Consider the following 14,883-nt stretch of genomic DNA (forward strand, 5'->3'; position numbering starts at 1 on the left):
GGCCGCTCGGACTCAGGGAGCCAGCGGCGTTGCGAAATTGGAGATGTTCGTCAATTCGCCATCATTGAAACAGTAGCGGGTGATTATCAGCTGATTGTTTTCGTTTGTGGTGGAAGTGTCCGGGAAGATGCACTCGGTTGCCCCGGACGGCCGCGCGGGCTCGCGACCGTACGCCGCAGACCGTACCGCCGGACTGTCCGGGCCGACGATCTGCTGCAGCTGACTCGGCGTCATGCCGAGGTGCACCACGCTCTGCGGCGGCTCGCCCGAGAACGGGCGGGCCTGCTGCAACAGGCTCAGCCCGACCAGCAGCACCGCGCCCAGCCCGGCGAGGCCCAGCACCGCGGCGACGGCCCCGGCCAGCCGGCTGCGCACCACCTCGTCGGTGCTGGGCCGCTCGACCGCCTCGGGGGAGAGGAGTGGCTCCCAAGCTGGGACCGTTCCCTCACCCTCGCTCCCGCCTTCGCTCCCGGGGCCGGGGCCGGGGCCGGCGTCCGGGTCGGTCGGCAGCGCGGCGCGGACGAGGAATCCGCCGCCCGGTTGCGGACCGACCGTCAGTTCGCCGCCCAGCAGCGCCACTCGCTCACGCAGCCCGGCGAGGCCGCGGCCGGTTCCCAGCCCGGTGGTCGCGGCCGGCGGGTACGGCGGCGCACCGTTGCGCACCTCGGCCCACACCCGGCCGGATTCATGACGAACCGTCACCGTCACTGCGGCGCCAGAGGCATAGCGGTGCACATTGGTCAGCCCCTCCCGGATCACCCGGTTCACCGCGCGGCGCACCCGGGGCTGGGAGGTTGTCAGATCGTCGCCCTCCCAGGAGAACGCGACCCTGACCCCGGCCGCACGGGACTCCTCGACCAGCGCCAACAGGTCCGCCCTGGTGCCGGTGGCGTCGGTGAGCGCGTCGGTGCCGGTGTCCCGGCCGAGCGGGCCGAGCACGCCCAGGGCCTGGCGCAGCTCGTCCATCGCGTCCCGCCCGGCCAGGCGTACCTGGGCGGCCTCGTCGACGAGATCCGGGGCCTGCTCGGCCAGGGCCATCTCCAGGCCGCCCGCGTGCAGGGCGATCAGGCTCAGCCGATGGCCGACCAGATCGTGCATCTCGGCGGCGATCCGGGACCGTTCCTCGGTCCGTGACTCGCTCTCCACCAACTGCTTGGCCCGCTCGGCCGCCACGGTGCGTTCGCGCAAAGCGCGCACCAGCCGGTCCTGCTGGCCGGCGGCGGAGCCGACCAGGCCGGGGATGACCACGCCCACGGCGGCCAGCACCCCACCCAGCTCCACCGCGTACTGCCAGCGGCCACCCTGCCAGAGCACCAGTCGCAACAGGCTGGCCAGCACAGGCAGCACAGCCGAGGCCAGCAGCACCAGATCCCGCCTGCGCGGGGAGCCGACCCGCCGGGCCGTGCTGTAGCTGACCGCCGCGCAGAGCATCGACAGCGACGGCATCACACCCAGCAGCGCGGCCAGCGCCATCATCGCGGCCTGCGGGAAGCGGTGCCGCGCCAGGAGCAGCAGCAGGGCCAGGCCGCCGAGCAGCAGGAGCTGCCACGAACGCAGCAGCCCGGCGTACCCGGCTGAGGCGAGCACCCAGTAGGTCACCAGCAGCAGCACCCCGCCGACCAGCGCCTCGACCGGCGCCAGCAGCACCAGCGAGGCCGGTGCCCGCCGCAACCCCGCGCCACCGCCGTCGGACGGCACCTGAGGGTCTGCGGGCAGCACGGGAGCGAGGGGCATAGCCCCGATTCTCTCCCGGCCCGGACCGGTTCCCCGGACCCCACGGCCGAGTACACCCGGCTGGCGGCTCGGGGGGTGGTGGCGCCGTCGCAGGTTGGCGGCAGCTGTGGGTGGCTTACATGGCGCCACCGTTGCCGCCCTCCGCCGCCCGTGGCTTGTTGCTGTTGCTCGCTTCGCTCGCGGCGACAAGGGGGGGGAGGGGCGCGGGCGGAGCGCCGCTGCCGGGCGGCGGAGCGGTCGGTGGTGCCTGCGGAAACGATTCTTCAGGTAGGTGTCCTATGCATTTGGGGTCACTCGACCTACTTTGGGGTCACTCGTCCGACAAATCCTGCCAAGTATGTCCGTTATGTCGTCGAGTCAGTGACCCCAAAGTAGGTCGAGTGACCCCAAAACGGACCACGCCGATCGCCGCGCGCCCCCTCGCCAGCCCGCACGCCCCCCGCACGGGCCTACGGCGCCCAGCAGGTCGCCCCCTCCCGTAGTTAGCCCGCGAGCGCAGCGAGCAACAGCAACAAGCCACGGACGGGGGCGGGCGGCAACGGTGGCGCCATGTAAGCCACCTACAGCTGCCGCCAACCAGCGGTGCCGTTCCGCCCCGCCCCCCGCGCGCGGTCGTTACCCTGCTCCGATGGAAGATCGAGAGGTACTCGTCGGCGGTGTGAATCGGGTCGTTCGGGAGGGGGCCGTGGTCCGGCGGCCGGCCGGGCCCTGGAGTGGGACGGTGCAGCGCCTGCTCGCGCATGTGGCGGATGTCGGATTCTCGGGAGCTCCGAAGCCGTACGGACTCAGCGTGGACGGCGCCGAGGAACTCGTTGAGTTTCTGCCGGGGGAGGTCGGCCATGACTTCGGTGCGCCGGAGGTTCGAAGCGATGCCTCGCTGATCGCTGCGGGTCGACTGTTGCGTGGGTTGCATGACGCCACGACTGACTTCGTGCGCGAGCCGGGCGATGTGTGGCAACTCCCGCCGCGGGAGCCGGCGGAGGTGATCTGCCATGGGGACGCGGCCACGTACAACACGGTGTTCCGCGATCAACTCCCGGTCGCCTTCATTGACTTCGACACCGCCCACCCCGGGCCTCGGCTCTGGGACGTGGCCTACACCGCGTACCGGTTTGTCCCGCTGTACGCGCCGGACGAAGAGGAACACACCCTGCCGGTGCCGGAAGCCCGGCGCCGGCTGGGCCTGTTCGCGGACGCCTATGGGCTGTCGGAGGCGGGGCGGGCCGCGCTGCCGGCTGTCGCCGCCGAGCGGCTTCGGGCGCTGGTCGCCTGGATGCGCGAGCACGCTGCGGCGGGTCATCCCGCCTTCTCCCGGCATGTCGAAGAGGGGCACGATCGTCGCTATCTCACCGACGCCCGATGGATCGAATCCACGTTCGGGTGACGGTCGAGCGACTGCAAGGGCGCATGAAATTTTCGAAAGATGCTGAAATTGTTTGCACGCAAGCCTTGACCGCCCCCCGTCGGCGGCGGGATCGTCATCTCGCGCAGCCGTCAAGTCCCCGGTGGTCACCGGGGTTGGACGGTTCGTCAGACGGCTTTCGCTGTGGGTTGCGGATGCCGTAGCGCGCTTCGTGCGGGCCCGCATGACGACCTTCCCATCCACCCCCCTGGGAGCAGTCACGATGCAGTCATTGCGTAGATCCACGCGCAGATCCACATCCACGGCCCCACCGCCCGGTGGCTCGCGCCGCAACGGTCGGCTTCGCCTCCGCTCCCGCTCCGGTGGGCTGCTGCTCGCGGGCGCCATGCTCACCGGCGGCCTGCTGCCCTTGACGCTGGGCGGAGCCGCGCACGCCAGCGGCAGCAACGGCGGTGACGTGATAGCCAACCTGTTCATGTGGAACTGGACTTCAGTCGCCGCCGAGTGCACCAACATCCTTGGCCCCAAGGGCTATGGGGCCGTCCAGGTCGCCCCGCCCGAGGACTCGATCCGGCTGGCGGGGACCCACCCGTGGTGGGAGATCTACCAGCCGGTCGGCTACGACCTGGGCAGCCGCATGGGCACCGAGGCGCAGTTCGAGGCAATGGTGACGACCTGTCACAATGCGGGCGTCAAGGTGATCGTGGACACGGTCATCAACCACATGGCCGGCTCCAACCAGACCAGCACCGACTCCTACGGCGGGGACACTTTCAGCGAGTCCTCCTCCAGCTACAGCGAAGTGCCGTACACCTCGGCCAACTTCCACACCTACCCGACCAACTGCCCGGTCTCCACCAATGTGATCAGCGACTGGAGCAGCGTCACCCAGGTCCAGGAGTGCCAGCTGCTCTCCCTGGAGGACCTCTACACCGAGACCGACGACACCCGCAGCAAGATCGCGGGCTATATGAACAAGCTGATCAGCTATGGCGTCGACGGCTTCCGGGTGGACGCGGCCAAGCACATCGCCCAGGCCGACCTGGCGAACATCGAATCCCGGCTCACCACCACCACCTGGGGCAACACCCCGTACGTCATCCAGGAGGTCTACCCCGGCGGCAGCGGCAGCCTGGCCCCCTCGGCGTTCGAGACCAACGGCAGCATCATCGGCTTCGACTACGCCTACGACATCAAGGGCCAGTTCACCGGCAGCATCGCCAACCTCAAAACCTTCGGCAGCAGTTGGGGCCTTGAGCCCAGCGCCAAGGAGGAGGTCATGGTCACCAACCATGACACCGAGCGGGCAGGCTCCACCCTGACCTACAAGAACGGCGCCACCTACAACCTGGCCACCGAGTTCATGCTCGCCTGGGGCTACGGCACCCCGCAGGTGTACTCGGGCTTCAACTGGAGCTCCTCGGACGACTCCCCGCCCGCCGACTCCAACGGCTACGTCACCGACACCAACTGCGCCACCACGTGGAACTGCACCGACCGGGTCACCGGCGTCGCCAACATGGTGGGCTGGCACAACGCGGCCGGCACTGCGGCCGTCGCCAACTGGTACGACGACGGTTCCAACCTGATCGCCTTCTCCCGCGGCTCCAAGGCCTGGATCGCGATCAACAATGAGAGCAGCACCCAGACCAAGACCTTCGCCACCGGCCTCGCCGCGGGCACCTACTGCGACGTGATCCACGGCAACTACACCGCCTCGACCGGCGCCTGCTCCGGGCCGACGGTGGCCGTGGACAGCTCCGGCAACGCGACGGTGTCCATCGCGGCCGACGACTCGGTGGCGCTGTACGGCATCAGCACCGGCACCAGCACGGCGAGCGCCAGCGCTTCGGCGAGCGCCACCGCTACCGCCACCGCCTCGGCCAGTGCCAGCGCGACCGCCACGGCGACGGCGACCGCCACAGCGACCGCCACGGCGACCAGCACCAGCACCAGCAGCTCGACCGTGAACGAGACCTTCACCGTCAGCGGCGCTCCCACCAGCGCCCCGCTGTACCTCGTCGGCTCCACCAGCGACCTGGGCAGTTGGGCCCCGGCCAGTGCGCTGCCGATGACCCAGTCGGGATCGACCTGGACGGTCACGGTCACCCTGCCGAAGTCCACCGCGATCCAGTACAAGTACATCGCCAAGGACTCCGCGGGCAATGTCACCTGGGAACCGGGCTCCAACCACAGCGCCACCACCGGTTCTGGCGCCAGCGCGACCCTCACCGACACCTTCAACGGCTCCAGCACCACCGTGGCGGAGACCTTCAACGACACCGCCACCACTTGGTACGGCCAGAACGTCTACCTGGTCGGCTCGATCCCCGCGCTCGGCAGCTGGAACACCGCCAACGCGGTGGCCCTCTCCTCCGCCTCCTACCCGACCTGGTCGGCGACGGTGGGCCTGCCGTCCAACACCGCCTTCTCGTACAAGTTCATCAAGAAGGACCCGGACGGCACCGTCACCTGGGAGTCCGGTGACAACCACACCGCGACCACCACCACAGCGGCGGCGACGCTCAGCAACACCTGGGGGGCCAACGCCACCAGCTCCGTCGGCGTCGTCTTCGACGAGACCAAGTCCACCGTGACCGGCCAGAACGTGTACGTGGTCGGCAGCATCGCCGGGCTCGGCTACTGGGACCCCAACGGTGCGATCCTGCTGTCCTCCAGCAGCTACCCGGTCTGGTCGAAGACCATCAGCATCACTCCGAACACGTACTTCACGTACAAGTACATCGTCAAGGACGCCTCGGGGAACGTGACCTGGGAATCCGGGGCGAACCGCAGCTACACCACCGGCAGTTCGGGAACTGTCACGCTCTCGGACACCTGGAAGTAGTACCACGCCTGTACGTGTGAACCCCCGGCACCGGAAGGGTGCCGGGGGTTCACACATTGCCCGCGGGAGCGGGAGCGATCAGCCCCAGTTGGAGCACTCGTTGCCGAAGGCCGGGTTCAGAACGCCGATGACGTTGACGCTGTCACCGCAGACGTTCACCGGGACGTGCACCGGGACCTGGACGAGGTTGCCGGAGACGACACCGGGGGAGCCGACAGCCGCGCCCGCCGCCGTGCTGGAGGCGGAGGCGACACCCGCGCCGGCGGCGAGCAGGCCGAGAGCGGCGGCGGCGACGAAGGCGCTGCGCTGGTGGTTCACAATGGGACCCTTTCGAACGACATGAGGTGGTGCGAGCCGATCGGGACACGAGGCTCAGCACCTCCAACGCTCCGCCGGTCCGGCGGGCAACGCCGGGACACGGAGTGTCACCCGAACGCGTGGCGCGTCCGAACGCCGCTGAACACCGCCGAACGCCGCCGATCGCGGGCTCGGCCGGTTCGGGGCACCATGAAGCTCCGGTGGAGGCGTGCTTAAGAAAGCCTCGATGGACCTGCGGCGGGGCGGGCGGCAGGGTTTGTCAGCGTCGGTCGCGCCTGCTGCCGGCGTACGTCGTTGCACCCCAGTCGCTGCACTACAGGAGGCTCCCGCCGTGAAAGCACTTGTGAAGGCGAAGGCGGAACCGGGACTGTGGCTGATGGACGTGCCGGAGCCCGAGGTGGGTTCCGGCGAGGTGCTGATCAAGGTGCTGCGCACCGGCATCTGCGGGACCGACCTGCACATCCGTGCCTTTGACGGCTGGGCGCAGCAGGCCGTGCGCACCCCGCTGGTGCTGGGCCACGAGTTCGTCGGCGAGGTCGTCGAGGTGGCTACCGGGGTCGCCGACATCGCGCCGGGCGACCTGGTCAGCGGTGAGGGCCACCTGGTCTGCGGCAAGTGCCGCAACTGCCTGGCCGGCCGCCGCCACCTGTGCCGCAGCACGGTGGGCCTGGGCATCGGCCGGGACGGGGCGTTCGCCGAGTACCTGACCCTGCCGGCCTCCAATGTGTGGGTGCACCGGGTGCCGGTGGACCTGGACGTCGCGGCGATCTTCGACCCGTTCGGCAACGCCGTGCACACCGCGCTGTCGTTCCCGCTGGTGGGCGAGGACGTGTTGATCACCGGGGCGGGCCCGATCGGCATCATGGCGGCGGCGGTCGCCCGGCACGCCGGGGCCCGGAAGGTGATGATCACCGACGTCAGCCCGTACCGGCTGGCGCTGGCCGAGAAGGTCGGCGTCAGCCTGGCCCTGGACGTGAGCACCGCCACGATCGAGGAGGGGCAGCGGCAGCTGGGGCTGCGCGAGGGCTTCGACGTCGGACTGGAGATGTCCGGCCGCCCCGAGGCGCTGCGCGAGATGATCGCCAATATGACGCACGGCGGGCGGATCGCGATGCTGGGCCTGCCGGCCGAGGAGTTCGCGGTCGACTTCGCCCGGATCGTCACCTCGATGATCACCCTCAAGGGCATCTACGGCCGGGAGATGTTCGAGACCTGGTACGCCATGTCCGTGCTGCTGGAGGGCGGCCTGGACCTCAGCCCGGTGATCACCGGCCGCTACGGCTACCAGGACTTCGACGCGGCGTTCGACGAAGCGGCCGGTGGGCGCTGCGGCAAGGTCATCCTCGACTGGACCGTGTGACCGGACCGGACCACCTCCCCAACTCTCCGCACCAAGACCCAAGGAGTGACTCCAGAATGCTCGACTCGGTCCGCGCAGACCTCCGCGCCACCCTCGACGAGATCCGCACCGCCGGACTGCACAAGCCCGAGCGGGTCATCGGCACCCCGCAGAGCGCGTCGGTCGACGTCACCGCGGGCGGCCGCCCCGGCGAGGTGCTGAACTTCTGCGCCAACAACTACCTGGGCCTTGCCGACAACCCCCAGGTGGTGGCCGCCGCCAAGCAGGCGCTGGACCGCTGGGGCTACGGCATGGCCTCGGTCCGCTTCATCTGCGGCACCCAGGAGGTGCACAAGGAGCTGGAGGCCAGGCTGTCGCGCTTCCTGGGCATGGAGGACACCATCCTCTACAGCTCCTGCTTCGACGCCAACGGCGGTGTCTTCGAGACCCTGCTGGACGAGCGCGACGCGGTGATCTCCGACGCGCTCAACCACGCCAGCATCATCGACGGCATTCGGCTCTCCAAGGCCCGCCGTTTCCGCTACGCCAACCGCGACATGGCCGACCTGGAGCAGCAGCTCAAGGAGGCCGGGGACGCCCGGCGCAAGCTGGTCGTCACCGACGGCGTCTTCTCCATGGACGGCTATGTGGCCCCGCTGGAGCAGATCTGCGACCTGGCCGAGCGCTACGGCGCGATGGTCATGGTCGACGACTCGCACGCGGTGGGCTTCGTCGGGCCCAACGGCCGCGGCACCCCTGAGCTGCACGGAGTGACGGACCGGGTGGACATCCTCACCGGCACCCTCGGCAAGGCCCTCGGCGGCGCCTCCGGCGGCTATGTGGCCGCCCGCGCCGAGATCGTGGCCCTGCTGCGGCAGCGCTCGCGGCCGTACCTGTTCTCCAACTCGCTCGCCCCGGTGATCGCGGCCGCCTCGATCACCGTGCTGGACCTGTTGGAGGACGACACCACCGGCCGGGGCGCCGAGCTGCGGACCCGGCTCTACGCCAATACCGAGCTGTTCCGTCGGCGGATGACCGAGGAGGGCTTCGAGATCGCGCCCGGCGACCACCCGATCGCCCCGGTCATGGTCGGCGACGCCGAGCAGGCCGGACGGATCGCCGAGCAGCTGCTGGAGCACGGCGTCTACGCGGTCGGCTTCTCCTACCCGGTGGTGCCGCACGGCAAGGCCCGGATCCGGGTCCAGCTGTCGGCGGCCCACTCGACCGAGGACGTCGAGCACGCGGTCGGGGCATTCGTGATGGCTCGGGCATCCCTGGCAAACTGACCTGGTGATCGACACCCGGCGGCTGCGTACTCTGCGGGCCGTGGCGGACCACCGGACGGTGACCGCCGCGGCCGCCGCGCTGTATCTGACCCCGTCCGCGGTGTCCCAGCAGCTGGCCGCGCTGGAGCACGAGGTCGGCCATCAGCTGCTGGTGCGCGACGGCCGAGGGGTACGGCTGACCGCGGCCGGGGAGATCCTGGTGGCGCACAGCAACACCGTCCTGGCCCAGCTGGAGCGGGCCGAGGCCGAGCTGGCCGCCTACAGCGCAGGCGATGCGGGCGAGGTGACCGTGGCCTCCTTCGCCACCGGCATCGCCGCCGTGGTGGCCCCGGCGATGACGGCGCTCGGGGAGACCGACCCGGGCATTCGGATCCGGGTGCGGGACGCCGAGGGCGACGCCAGCCTGATGATGGTGCTGGACGGGCACGCGGACCTGGCGGTGGCCGTCGAGTACCGGGGCGCACCGCGCGAGGACGACCAGCGGCTGTCCCGGGTCCCGCTCTACGCGGAACCGTTCGACGCGGTGCTGCCCCGGGGCCACCGGCTGGCCGACGGTGAGCGGGTGAGTGTCGCCGATCTCGCCGACGAGCCCTGGATCGGCCCCTATCCGGGCAACCCCTGCCATGAGGTCGTCATGCTGGCCTGCGAGTTCGCCGGCTTCCAGCCCCGGGTGACGCACTCCTCCGACGACTTCAGAGCCGTAGCCGCGCTGGCCGGGGCGGGGGCCGGGGTGGCCCTGGTGCCGCGCTCGGCGCTGCGCGGGGTGGACCTGCCGGGGGTGGTGGTCCTGCCGGTGGCCGGCAACCCGGCGACCCGGCGGGTGTTCGCGGCGGTCCGGCGCGGGGCGGAGCAGCACCCGCTGATCCGCCCGGTCCTGCACGCCCTGCGCTCGGCCGCGGAACGCGCCCGACCGGGCGGGTGAGCACGCTGACGCCGACCGGGGTCAGCCGATGACGACCGGGGCCTGCAGTTCGGCCACCCACTCCTCCGGCTGCTCCGAGTAGTTCAGGGTGATCTCCCGCGCATGCCGCTGGAAGCGGTAGCCGTTGGCGTCGGCCCAGCGGGCCAGCAGCTGGCTGGTGGCCAGCACCCCGTCCATCGAGCCGCGGTGCACGATCGTCGCGGCCTGCTCGACGGCGGGCAGGGTGACCACCTGGAAGCCCGGTCCGCCGGTGACCCCCTCGGCGACCGGGAGGCCGGCGTGCACGACGACCCCGGCATCGAGGGCCTCGGAGGAATCAGGGGTCTCGTAGTACACGGTGCTCGGGCCGACCGGGGTGATCCCGGCCGCCTCGGTCTGTGCGCACAGCTCGTCGAACAGCCGGTTGACCAGCGGCCCGATGGCGTCCGGGCTGAAGCTGGCGGCCGTTCCGCTCAGCTCGGCCAGACGCAGCGCGGGCAGGCGCTTGATGACGACGTCTTCCTGGGGCATGGCGCCCTCACTCTCGATCGACCGGAGCCTCGCCTCGACCTGGACCAGGTTCGACGCCGCCTCGGCGATGGCCGCTTCCAGCTCGGCCCGCCGCAACCGCAGCATCCCGCGCAGCTCCTGGGCGCTGACGTCCTCGTCGAGGATGGTCTGCACCTGCTGCAGGGTGAAGCCGAGGTCCTTCAGCGCGACGATCCGGTTGAGCCGGGACAGCTGCGCCGCCTCGTAGAAGCGGTAGCCGCTGGACCGGTCCACCCGGGCCGGCCGCAGCAGCCCGATGGCGTCGTAGTGCCTGAGCATGCGGATCGACACCCGTCCGTGCCCGGCGAAGTCTCCGATGGTGAACATGACGCTTTCGAGGTTCGGCCCTCACACGGTGTCAGGGTCAAGGGCGGATCGCCTCCAGTCTGCCCCAGCCGCACGGAGACTGCAGGTCCGCGGTCACATAGCCGTGAGCTGCGGTGACGGTGCGGTCGTAGCAGGCGCCGGTGTCGGTGGTGCCGAGGTAGTGCTCGGAGTCGGTGCCGTCGGCGGCTGTGGTGACGCCGGCGGTGCGGGCCAGGACACCGCTGGCGTCGACCCGGTCGTCGGTGACCGCGGTGGGGCGCCAGCCCGCGCCGGTGCGGACGCTGTCGACCAGGATCCGGGCCTGGGCGACGGTGGCCGAGAGGGAGTAGTTGTTGCCGTCGGTGTAGAGCGGGACGTCGGAGTCCACCGTGACGGGGTACGACCAGGCGTGCCGCACGGCGGCGTCCTCGCGGCCCGGGCCGCTGGTGCGGACCGTGGTGCTGCCGTACTCCTGCTGGGTCATCAGCTGCTTCTGCCCGCCCGAGGAGACCGCGTCGCTGTTGCTGTAGCCGGCGTGCTGGGTCACGGTGGTGACCACCCGTCCGTGCGAGGTCTGCAGCCAGCCGGAGGTCTGCCAGTCGCGCCGGGCGGTGGTGCTGACCTCGGTGCTGTCGCCGCTGCCCGCGGTCTCGGTGGTGCTGACGGCGGGGGACAGGCCGAGAGTGTCGGTGCTGAGCGCGCCGTGGGTGACGGCCGCGCCGTGGTCGGTGTCCAGGAACAGGGTTCCGTCCACGGTCCAGGTGTCGGCGGCGCCGTAGGGGGTGATGGTGAAGGTGTGCGGCTTGCCGTCGACCAGGGTGCCGGCGAAGGGGGTCAGGTCGATGTCGTAGGCCTGGGTGACGAACTGGTCCACCGCCGGGATCGGCCGCCACAGCGTCGGCACGATGCCGCCGGAGTAGACGACCGGGTAGGGCTGGGCGATCCCGGCGGGCCGGCCGTCCACCGATACCTGCACCTCACGGTAGGAGCCGCCGCCGCAGAGGTAGTCCGGGTACTTCGCGGCGAGGTCGTCCGGGACCGAGTCGAACCACTGCTCGTCGCAGCCGCCGCCCCGGGCGTAGACCTCCAGCTGGACGCCGGTGAGGTTGCGGGGCAGGGTGACGGTGCTGGTCGCGGACTGCCCGGGGTTGAGCGAGTACCAGCCGGTGCGGCCGGCGGTCCCGGACGGGTCGTCGGACAGCGGGAGCACCTGGTCGGCGGTGTGCGCGGCCGGGTAGCGGTGGTCGGCCTGGTAGTAGGTCAGCGTCAGCGTCATGTGGTAGACGCCGGTGTAGGTGGAGTTCACCACGTTGGCGAGCGAGACCGCGAGCGGCTGGGTGGTGCGCAGCAGCGGGATGAAGCTGCTGACGTCCTTCTCCAGGTGCCAGCTGATCCCGGCGGCGGTCGGCTCGGGCGTGCTGGTGCGCAGCACCTCCGCGCCGCCGATCCAGACCCCCGCCAGCCGGTCGTACTGGCGGCCCTGCACGCTTCCGGACCAGTCCAGCACGACCTTGTTCCACGGCCCCGGGCAGTCGGCGGGCGGGGTGGCGGTCCCGGTCCAGGGCGGTGAGCTGATGGTGTTGCCGAAGTCGTTCTGCATCACGGTCACGGTGCAGTGCGGTGTCGGCGGGCGGCTCACCGGCGGCAGGGCGGTGACCGGGTTCTGGTACCCGGTCTCGACCGGCCCGTCGGCAGCCGCCGTCCCCGCCCCGACCCCCGCTCCCAGCGCGGTCGTCGCGAGCAGGACGGCGGCGCCGCCCAGCACTCCGAGTCTGTGCAGCAGGCCCCACGCGTGCATCCGACAGCCCTCCGCCGATCATGACCAGCTCTTCGGAGGACCATGCACCAAATGACAGTGCATGCACAAGGGGGCACTGCTGCTGAGCGCCGTTGTGCTTATGCGGACGGGGTCAGCACGAAGACCGGGATCACCCGGTCGGTCTTCTTCTGGTAGTCGGCGTAGTCCGGGTAGGCCTGGACGGCGCGGGCCCACCACGCTTCGCGCTCCGCGCCGGTGGCCTCATGGGCCGTCATGTCCTGGCGGACCGGGCCGTCCTGGAGCTCGACCTGCGGGCTGGCGGTGACGTTGTAGTACCAGACCGGGTGGGTCGGGGCGCCGCCCTGCGAGGCCACCACGGCGTAGCTGCCGTCGTGCTCCACCCGCATCAGCGCCGTCTTGCGGAGCTTGCCGCTCTTCGCGCCCTTGGTGGTCAGCACGATCACCGGCAGGCCCCGCAGGGTCGTCCCCTCGGTGCCGCCGGAGCTCTCGTAGAGCTCCACCTGATCGCGTACCCACTTCGCCGGGCTCGGCTCGTACTCACCCTCAAGAGGCATGTCGTCATCCACTCCGTCGTCGAATCGCGGTCCCTCCATCATGGACCGTCCGTGGACGGAGTGCGGCAACCGACCCGCCTGACGCACGGTCAGGGCTGTCCCAGCAGGGCTGCCAGCCTGGTGCTCTGCTGCTCGCTCCAGTCGGGCGGCTGGGCGACGGCGGCCCAGCCGGCGACCGGCAGGGTGCCGAAGCGGTGGCCGTGGCCGACCGGGACGCTGTCCGCGCCCAGCAGGTCGCAGGTGACCTGCCAGAAGGTGACGAAGGGGTACCACTGCATGCCGCTGGACACGTCGGGGGCACGGGGTCCCCTGAGCCAGCCGGGGCGGTGCACGATCAGGTCGGTGGTCCACCAGGTGATCGGGTCCCCGCCGTTCTGCAGATAGAGCACCCTGGGGCCGGGCCACGGACTCGCCGGTCGGGCGAAGTCGGCGGCGACCTGGCCCCAGCGCACCCTCCGGCCCTGCTGGTAGATCGGCAGCCACATCGGACTTCCCTGGTCGCGGCCGTTGGTGACGGCCTGCCAGATCAGGTTGTCGGCGGTCGGGCCGAGCAGCAGGGCGCCGCCCGCGCGGGCGGTCATCTCGTCCAGGCTGCCGTCGAAGGCCCGCTCGGTGGCGTAGGAGCCCAGGCTCTCGCCGGCGAGCAGCAGCTTGGGGCGGGTGGCGGCCGGGAGCGAGGACCACTGGGCGTAGACGGCGTCGAACAGGGCCCGGCCGGCGTGCGCGGCCTCGTCCTCGGTCAGCACCGAGACAAAGCTGGGCAGGTAGGAGTACTGGATGGCCACCAGCGCGCTGTCGCCGTCGTACATGTACTCCAGCGGGTTGGCGAGGTTCTGGTTCACCCAGCCGCTTCCGGTGGTGCTGATCACCACCAGCACCTTGCGCTTGAACGCGCCGGTCCGCTGCAGTTCGGCGACCGCCAGCCTGGCCCGCTCGGCCAGGGTCGGAGCCGCCCGCAGTCCCACATAGACCCGGACCGGGTCCTCGGCCGGCTTCCCGCTGAAGGCGGTGAGCTGGGCCCGGGTGCGGGCCTGGCCGACGAAGTCGCGGCCCTTGGCCCCCAGGCTGCCCCAGGACTCCAGCGAGGACGGGCTGCCGGAGAGGGTGGGCAGGGTGGGCTGGACGATGCCGGGTGACGTCGCGTCATTGGCCAGCCTGGCGCTGCTCTCGGCGACACTGAGCGCTCCGCGCAGCAGGAAGCCCTGGCCCAGGCCGATCACCAGCACGGTGACCAGCACCACCGCGCAGGCCGCCGCCAGCATCGGCGGGAGGATCCGGCCGAGCCCGCGCGCCGCGGCGTGGGTGGCCAGCCGCAGCGAGCGGCCGATCACCACCAGCAGCGCGCACAGCAGCACCGCGATCGGGGGCACCAGGGCCCACAGCCACCAGGTGACCCGGGGGTCCATGCCGACCGCGCGGCGCGAGTCGCCCTGCCAGGTGACGCTCCAGGCGGTGGTGACGATCACGGCCACCGGCGCCGCCACGGCCAGGGCCCACCAGGCCGGCTGCCGCAGCCGCTCGGAGGGGGTGAACCAGATCCGGACCACGCGGGCGATCAGCGCGCCGAGCGCATAGCCGATGGTGGCGGTGACCGCCGCCGCGAGCACCTGCAGCCACCAGGGCCGGGGCAGCAGCGAGGGAGTGAAGGAGAGCCAGTAGAAGACCGTCGCGGCGAGCAGCCCGCCCCAGTCCGGCCCCCGTCGCACGAACCGTGGGTGCGGCGCGACCGGGTGCGCACCGGCGGGGGGTGCGGCGGGGGGCTCGGCAGGGGGCTGCGCTTCGGGCACCTGCTGCGACATGTGTCGACTTTAGGCTCTTTCATCCATATTTGACTGATATATTCCGCGTGTTGTTCGGCCGGGTCCGACCGTTCGGGGCAGCATCGGTGTCCTCCGACCCACCCAT

General features: G+C 70.9%; 11 protein-coding genes. 5 read left to right on the forward strand and 6 right to left on the reverse strand.

Going from position 1 to position 14,883, the window contains the following annotated elements:
- Positions 1-12: 12 nt before the first annotated feature.
- The gene (locus tag ABH941_RS01185) at positions 13-1,734 is read right to left on the reverse strand and encodes a sensor histidine kinase (protein WP_370126608.1); all 1,722 of its coding nucleotides are present in this window, start codon (positions 1,732-1,734) and stop codon (positions 13-15) included.
- A 721-nt stretch (positions 1,735-2,455) separates the two neighbouring features.
- On the opposite strand from ABH941_RS01185, the gene ABH941_RS01190 reads away from it, so the two are divergent.
- Together ABH941_RS01190 and ABH941_RS01195 are read left to right on the forward strand one after the other, a co-directional pair.
- Positions 2,456-3,118 carry a phosphotransferase enzyme family protein gene (locus ABH941_RS01190; protein ID WP_370126609.1) on the forward strand — a complete coding sequence of 221 codons (663 nt, stop codon included), beginning with the start codon at positions 2,456-2,458 and terminating at the stop codon, positions 3,116-3,118.
- Positions 3,119-3,368: 250 nt separating this feature from the next.
- On the forward strand, positions 3,369-5,945 hold the full coding sequence (locus ABH941_RS01195; RefSeq protein WP_370126610.1) for a carbohydrate-binding module family 20 domain-containing protein: 2,577 nt from the start codon (positions 3,369-3,371) through the stop codon (positions 5,943-5,945).
- A gap of 78 nt (positions 5,946-6,023) precedes the next feature.
- Here the strand turns inward: ABH941_RS01195 and ABH941_RS01200 are convergent, their stop codons facing one another.
- The gene (locus tag ABH941_RS01200; protein WP_370127058.1) at positions 6,024-6,266 is read right to left on the reverse strand and encodes a chaplin; all 243 of its coding nucleotides are present in this window, start codon (positions 6,264-6,266) and stop codon (positions 6,024-6,026) included.
- Between the two features lie 328 nt (positions 6,267-6,594).
- Here ABH941_RS01200 and tdh point away from each other — a divergent pair, with 328 nt between their 5' ends.
- From tdh to ABH941_RS01215, 3 genes are read left to right on the forward strand one after another with little or no spacing between them, the layout of a single operon-like run.
- On the forward strand, positions 6,595-7,623 hold the full coding sequence (gene tdh / locus ABH941_RS01205; RefSeq protein ID WP_370126611.1) for an L-threonine 3-dehydrogenase: 1,029 nt from the start codon (positions 6,595-6,597) through the stop codon (positions 7,621-7,623).
- 56 nt (positions 7,624-7,679) lie between these two features.
- Entirely contained in the window at positions 7,680-8,888 is a 1,209-nt protein-coding gene (locus ABH941_RS01210; RefSeq protein ID WP_370126612.1) for a glycine C-acetyltransferase, read from the forward strand.
- 4 nt (positions 8,889-8,892) lie between these two features.
- Positions 8,893-9,810 carry a LysR family transcriptional regulator gene (locus ABH941_RS01215; RefSeq protein WP_370126613.1) on the forward strand — a complete coding sequence of 306 codons (918 nt, stop codon included), beginning with the start codon at positions 8,893-8,895 and terminating at the stop codon, positions 9,808-9,810.
- A gap of 21 nt (positions 9,811-9,831) precedes the next feature.
- On the opposite strand, the gene ABH941_RS01220 is transcribed toward ABH941_RS01215, so the two are convergent.
- From ABH941_RS01220 to ABH941_RS01235, 4 genes are all read right to left on the reverse strand, one after another.
- Entirely contained in the window at positions 9,832-10,665 is an 834-nt protein-coding gene (locus ABH941_RS01220; RefSeq protein WP_370126614.1) for a MerR family transcriptional regulator, read from the reverse strand.
- 37 nt (positions 10,666-10,702) lie between these two features.
- Positions 10,703-12,442: a peptide-N4-asparagine amidase gene (locus ABH941_RS01225; RefSeq protein WP_370126615.1), complete on the reverse strand. Its 1,740-nt coding sequence runs from the start codon at positions 12,440-12,442 to the stop codon at positions 10,703-10,705.
- A 98-nt stretch (positions 12,443-12,540) separates the two neighbouring features.
- A complete protein-coding gene (locus ABH941_RS01230; protein WP_370126616.1) occupies positions 12,541-12,978 on the reverse strand; it encodes a nitroreductase family deazaflavin-dependent oxidoreductase in 438 nt (145 codons plus the stop codon).
- 89 nt (positions 12,979-13,067) lie between these two features.
- Complete coding sequence (locus tag ABH941_RS01235; protein WP_370126617.1) at positions 13,068-14,777, reverse strand: alpha/beta hydrolase; 1,710 nt, start codon at positions 14,775-14,777, stop codon at positions 13,068-13,070.
- Positions 14,778-14,883 lie beyond the last annotated feature (106 nt).

It is taken from the genome of Streptacidiphilus sp. EB103A (genome assembly GCF_041261405.1).
GTDB lineage: Bacteria > Actinomycetota > Actinomycetes > Streptomycetales > Streptomycetaceae > Streptacidiphilus.

Excerpts from the sequence above, each read along its gene's own strand:
- ABH941_RS01225 (WP_370126615.1), bottom strand. The coding sequence starts at position 12,442 with ATGCACGCGTGGGGCCTGCTGCACAGACTCGGAGTGCTGGGCGGCGCC.
- ABH941_RS01235 (WP_370126617.1), bottom strand. The coding sequence starts at position 14,777 with ATGTCGCAGCAGGTGCCCGAAGCGCAGCCCCCTGCCGAGCCCCCCGCC.
- ABH941_RS01230 (WP_370126616.1), bottom strand. The coding sequence starts at position 12,978 with ATGCCTCTTGAGGGTGAGTACGAGCCGAGCCCGGCGAAGTGGGTACGC.
- ABH941_RS01220 (WP_370126614.1), bottom strand. The coding sequence starts at position 10,665 with ATGTTCACCATCGGAGACTTCGCCGGGCACGGACGGGTGTCGATCCGC.
- ABH941_RS01210 (WP_370126612.1), top strand. The coding sequence starts at position 7,680 with ATGCTCGACTCGGTCCGCGCAGACCTCCGCGCCACCCTCGACGAGATC.
- ABH941_RS01185 (WP_370126608.1), bottom strand. The coding sequence starts at position 1,734 with ATGCCCCTCGCTCCCGTGCTGCCCGCAGACCCTCAGGTGCCGTCCGAC.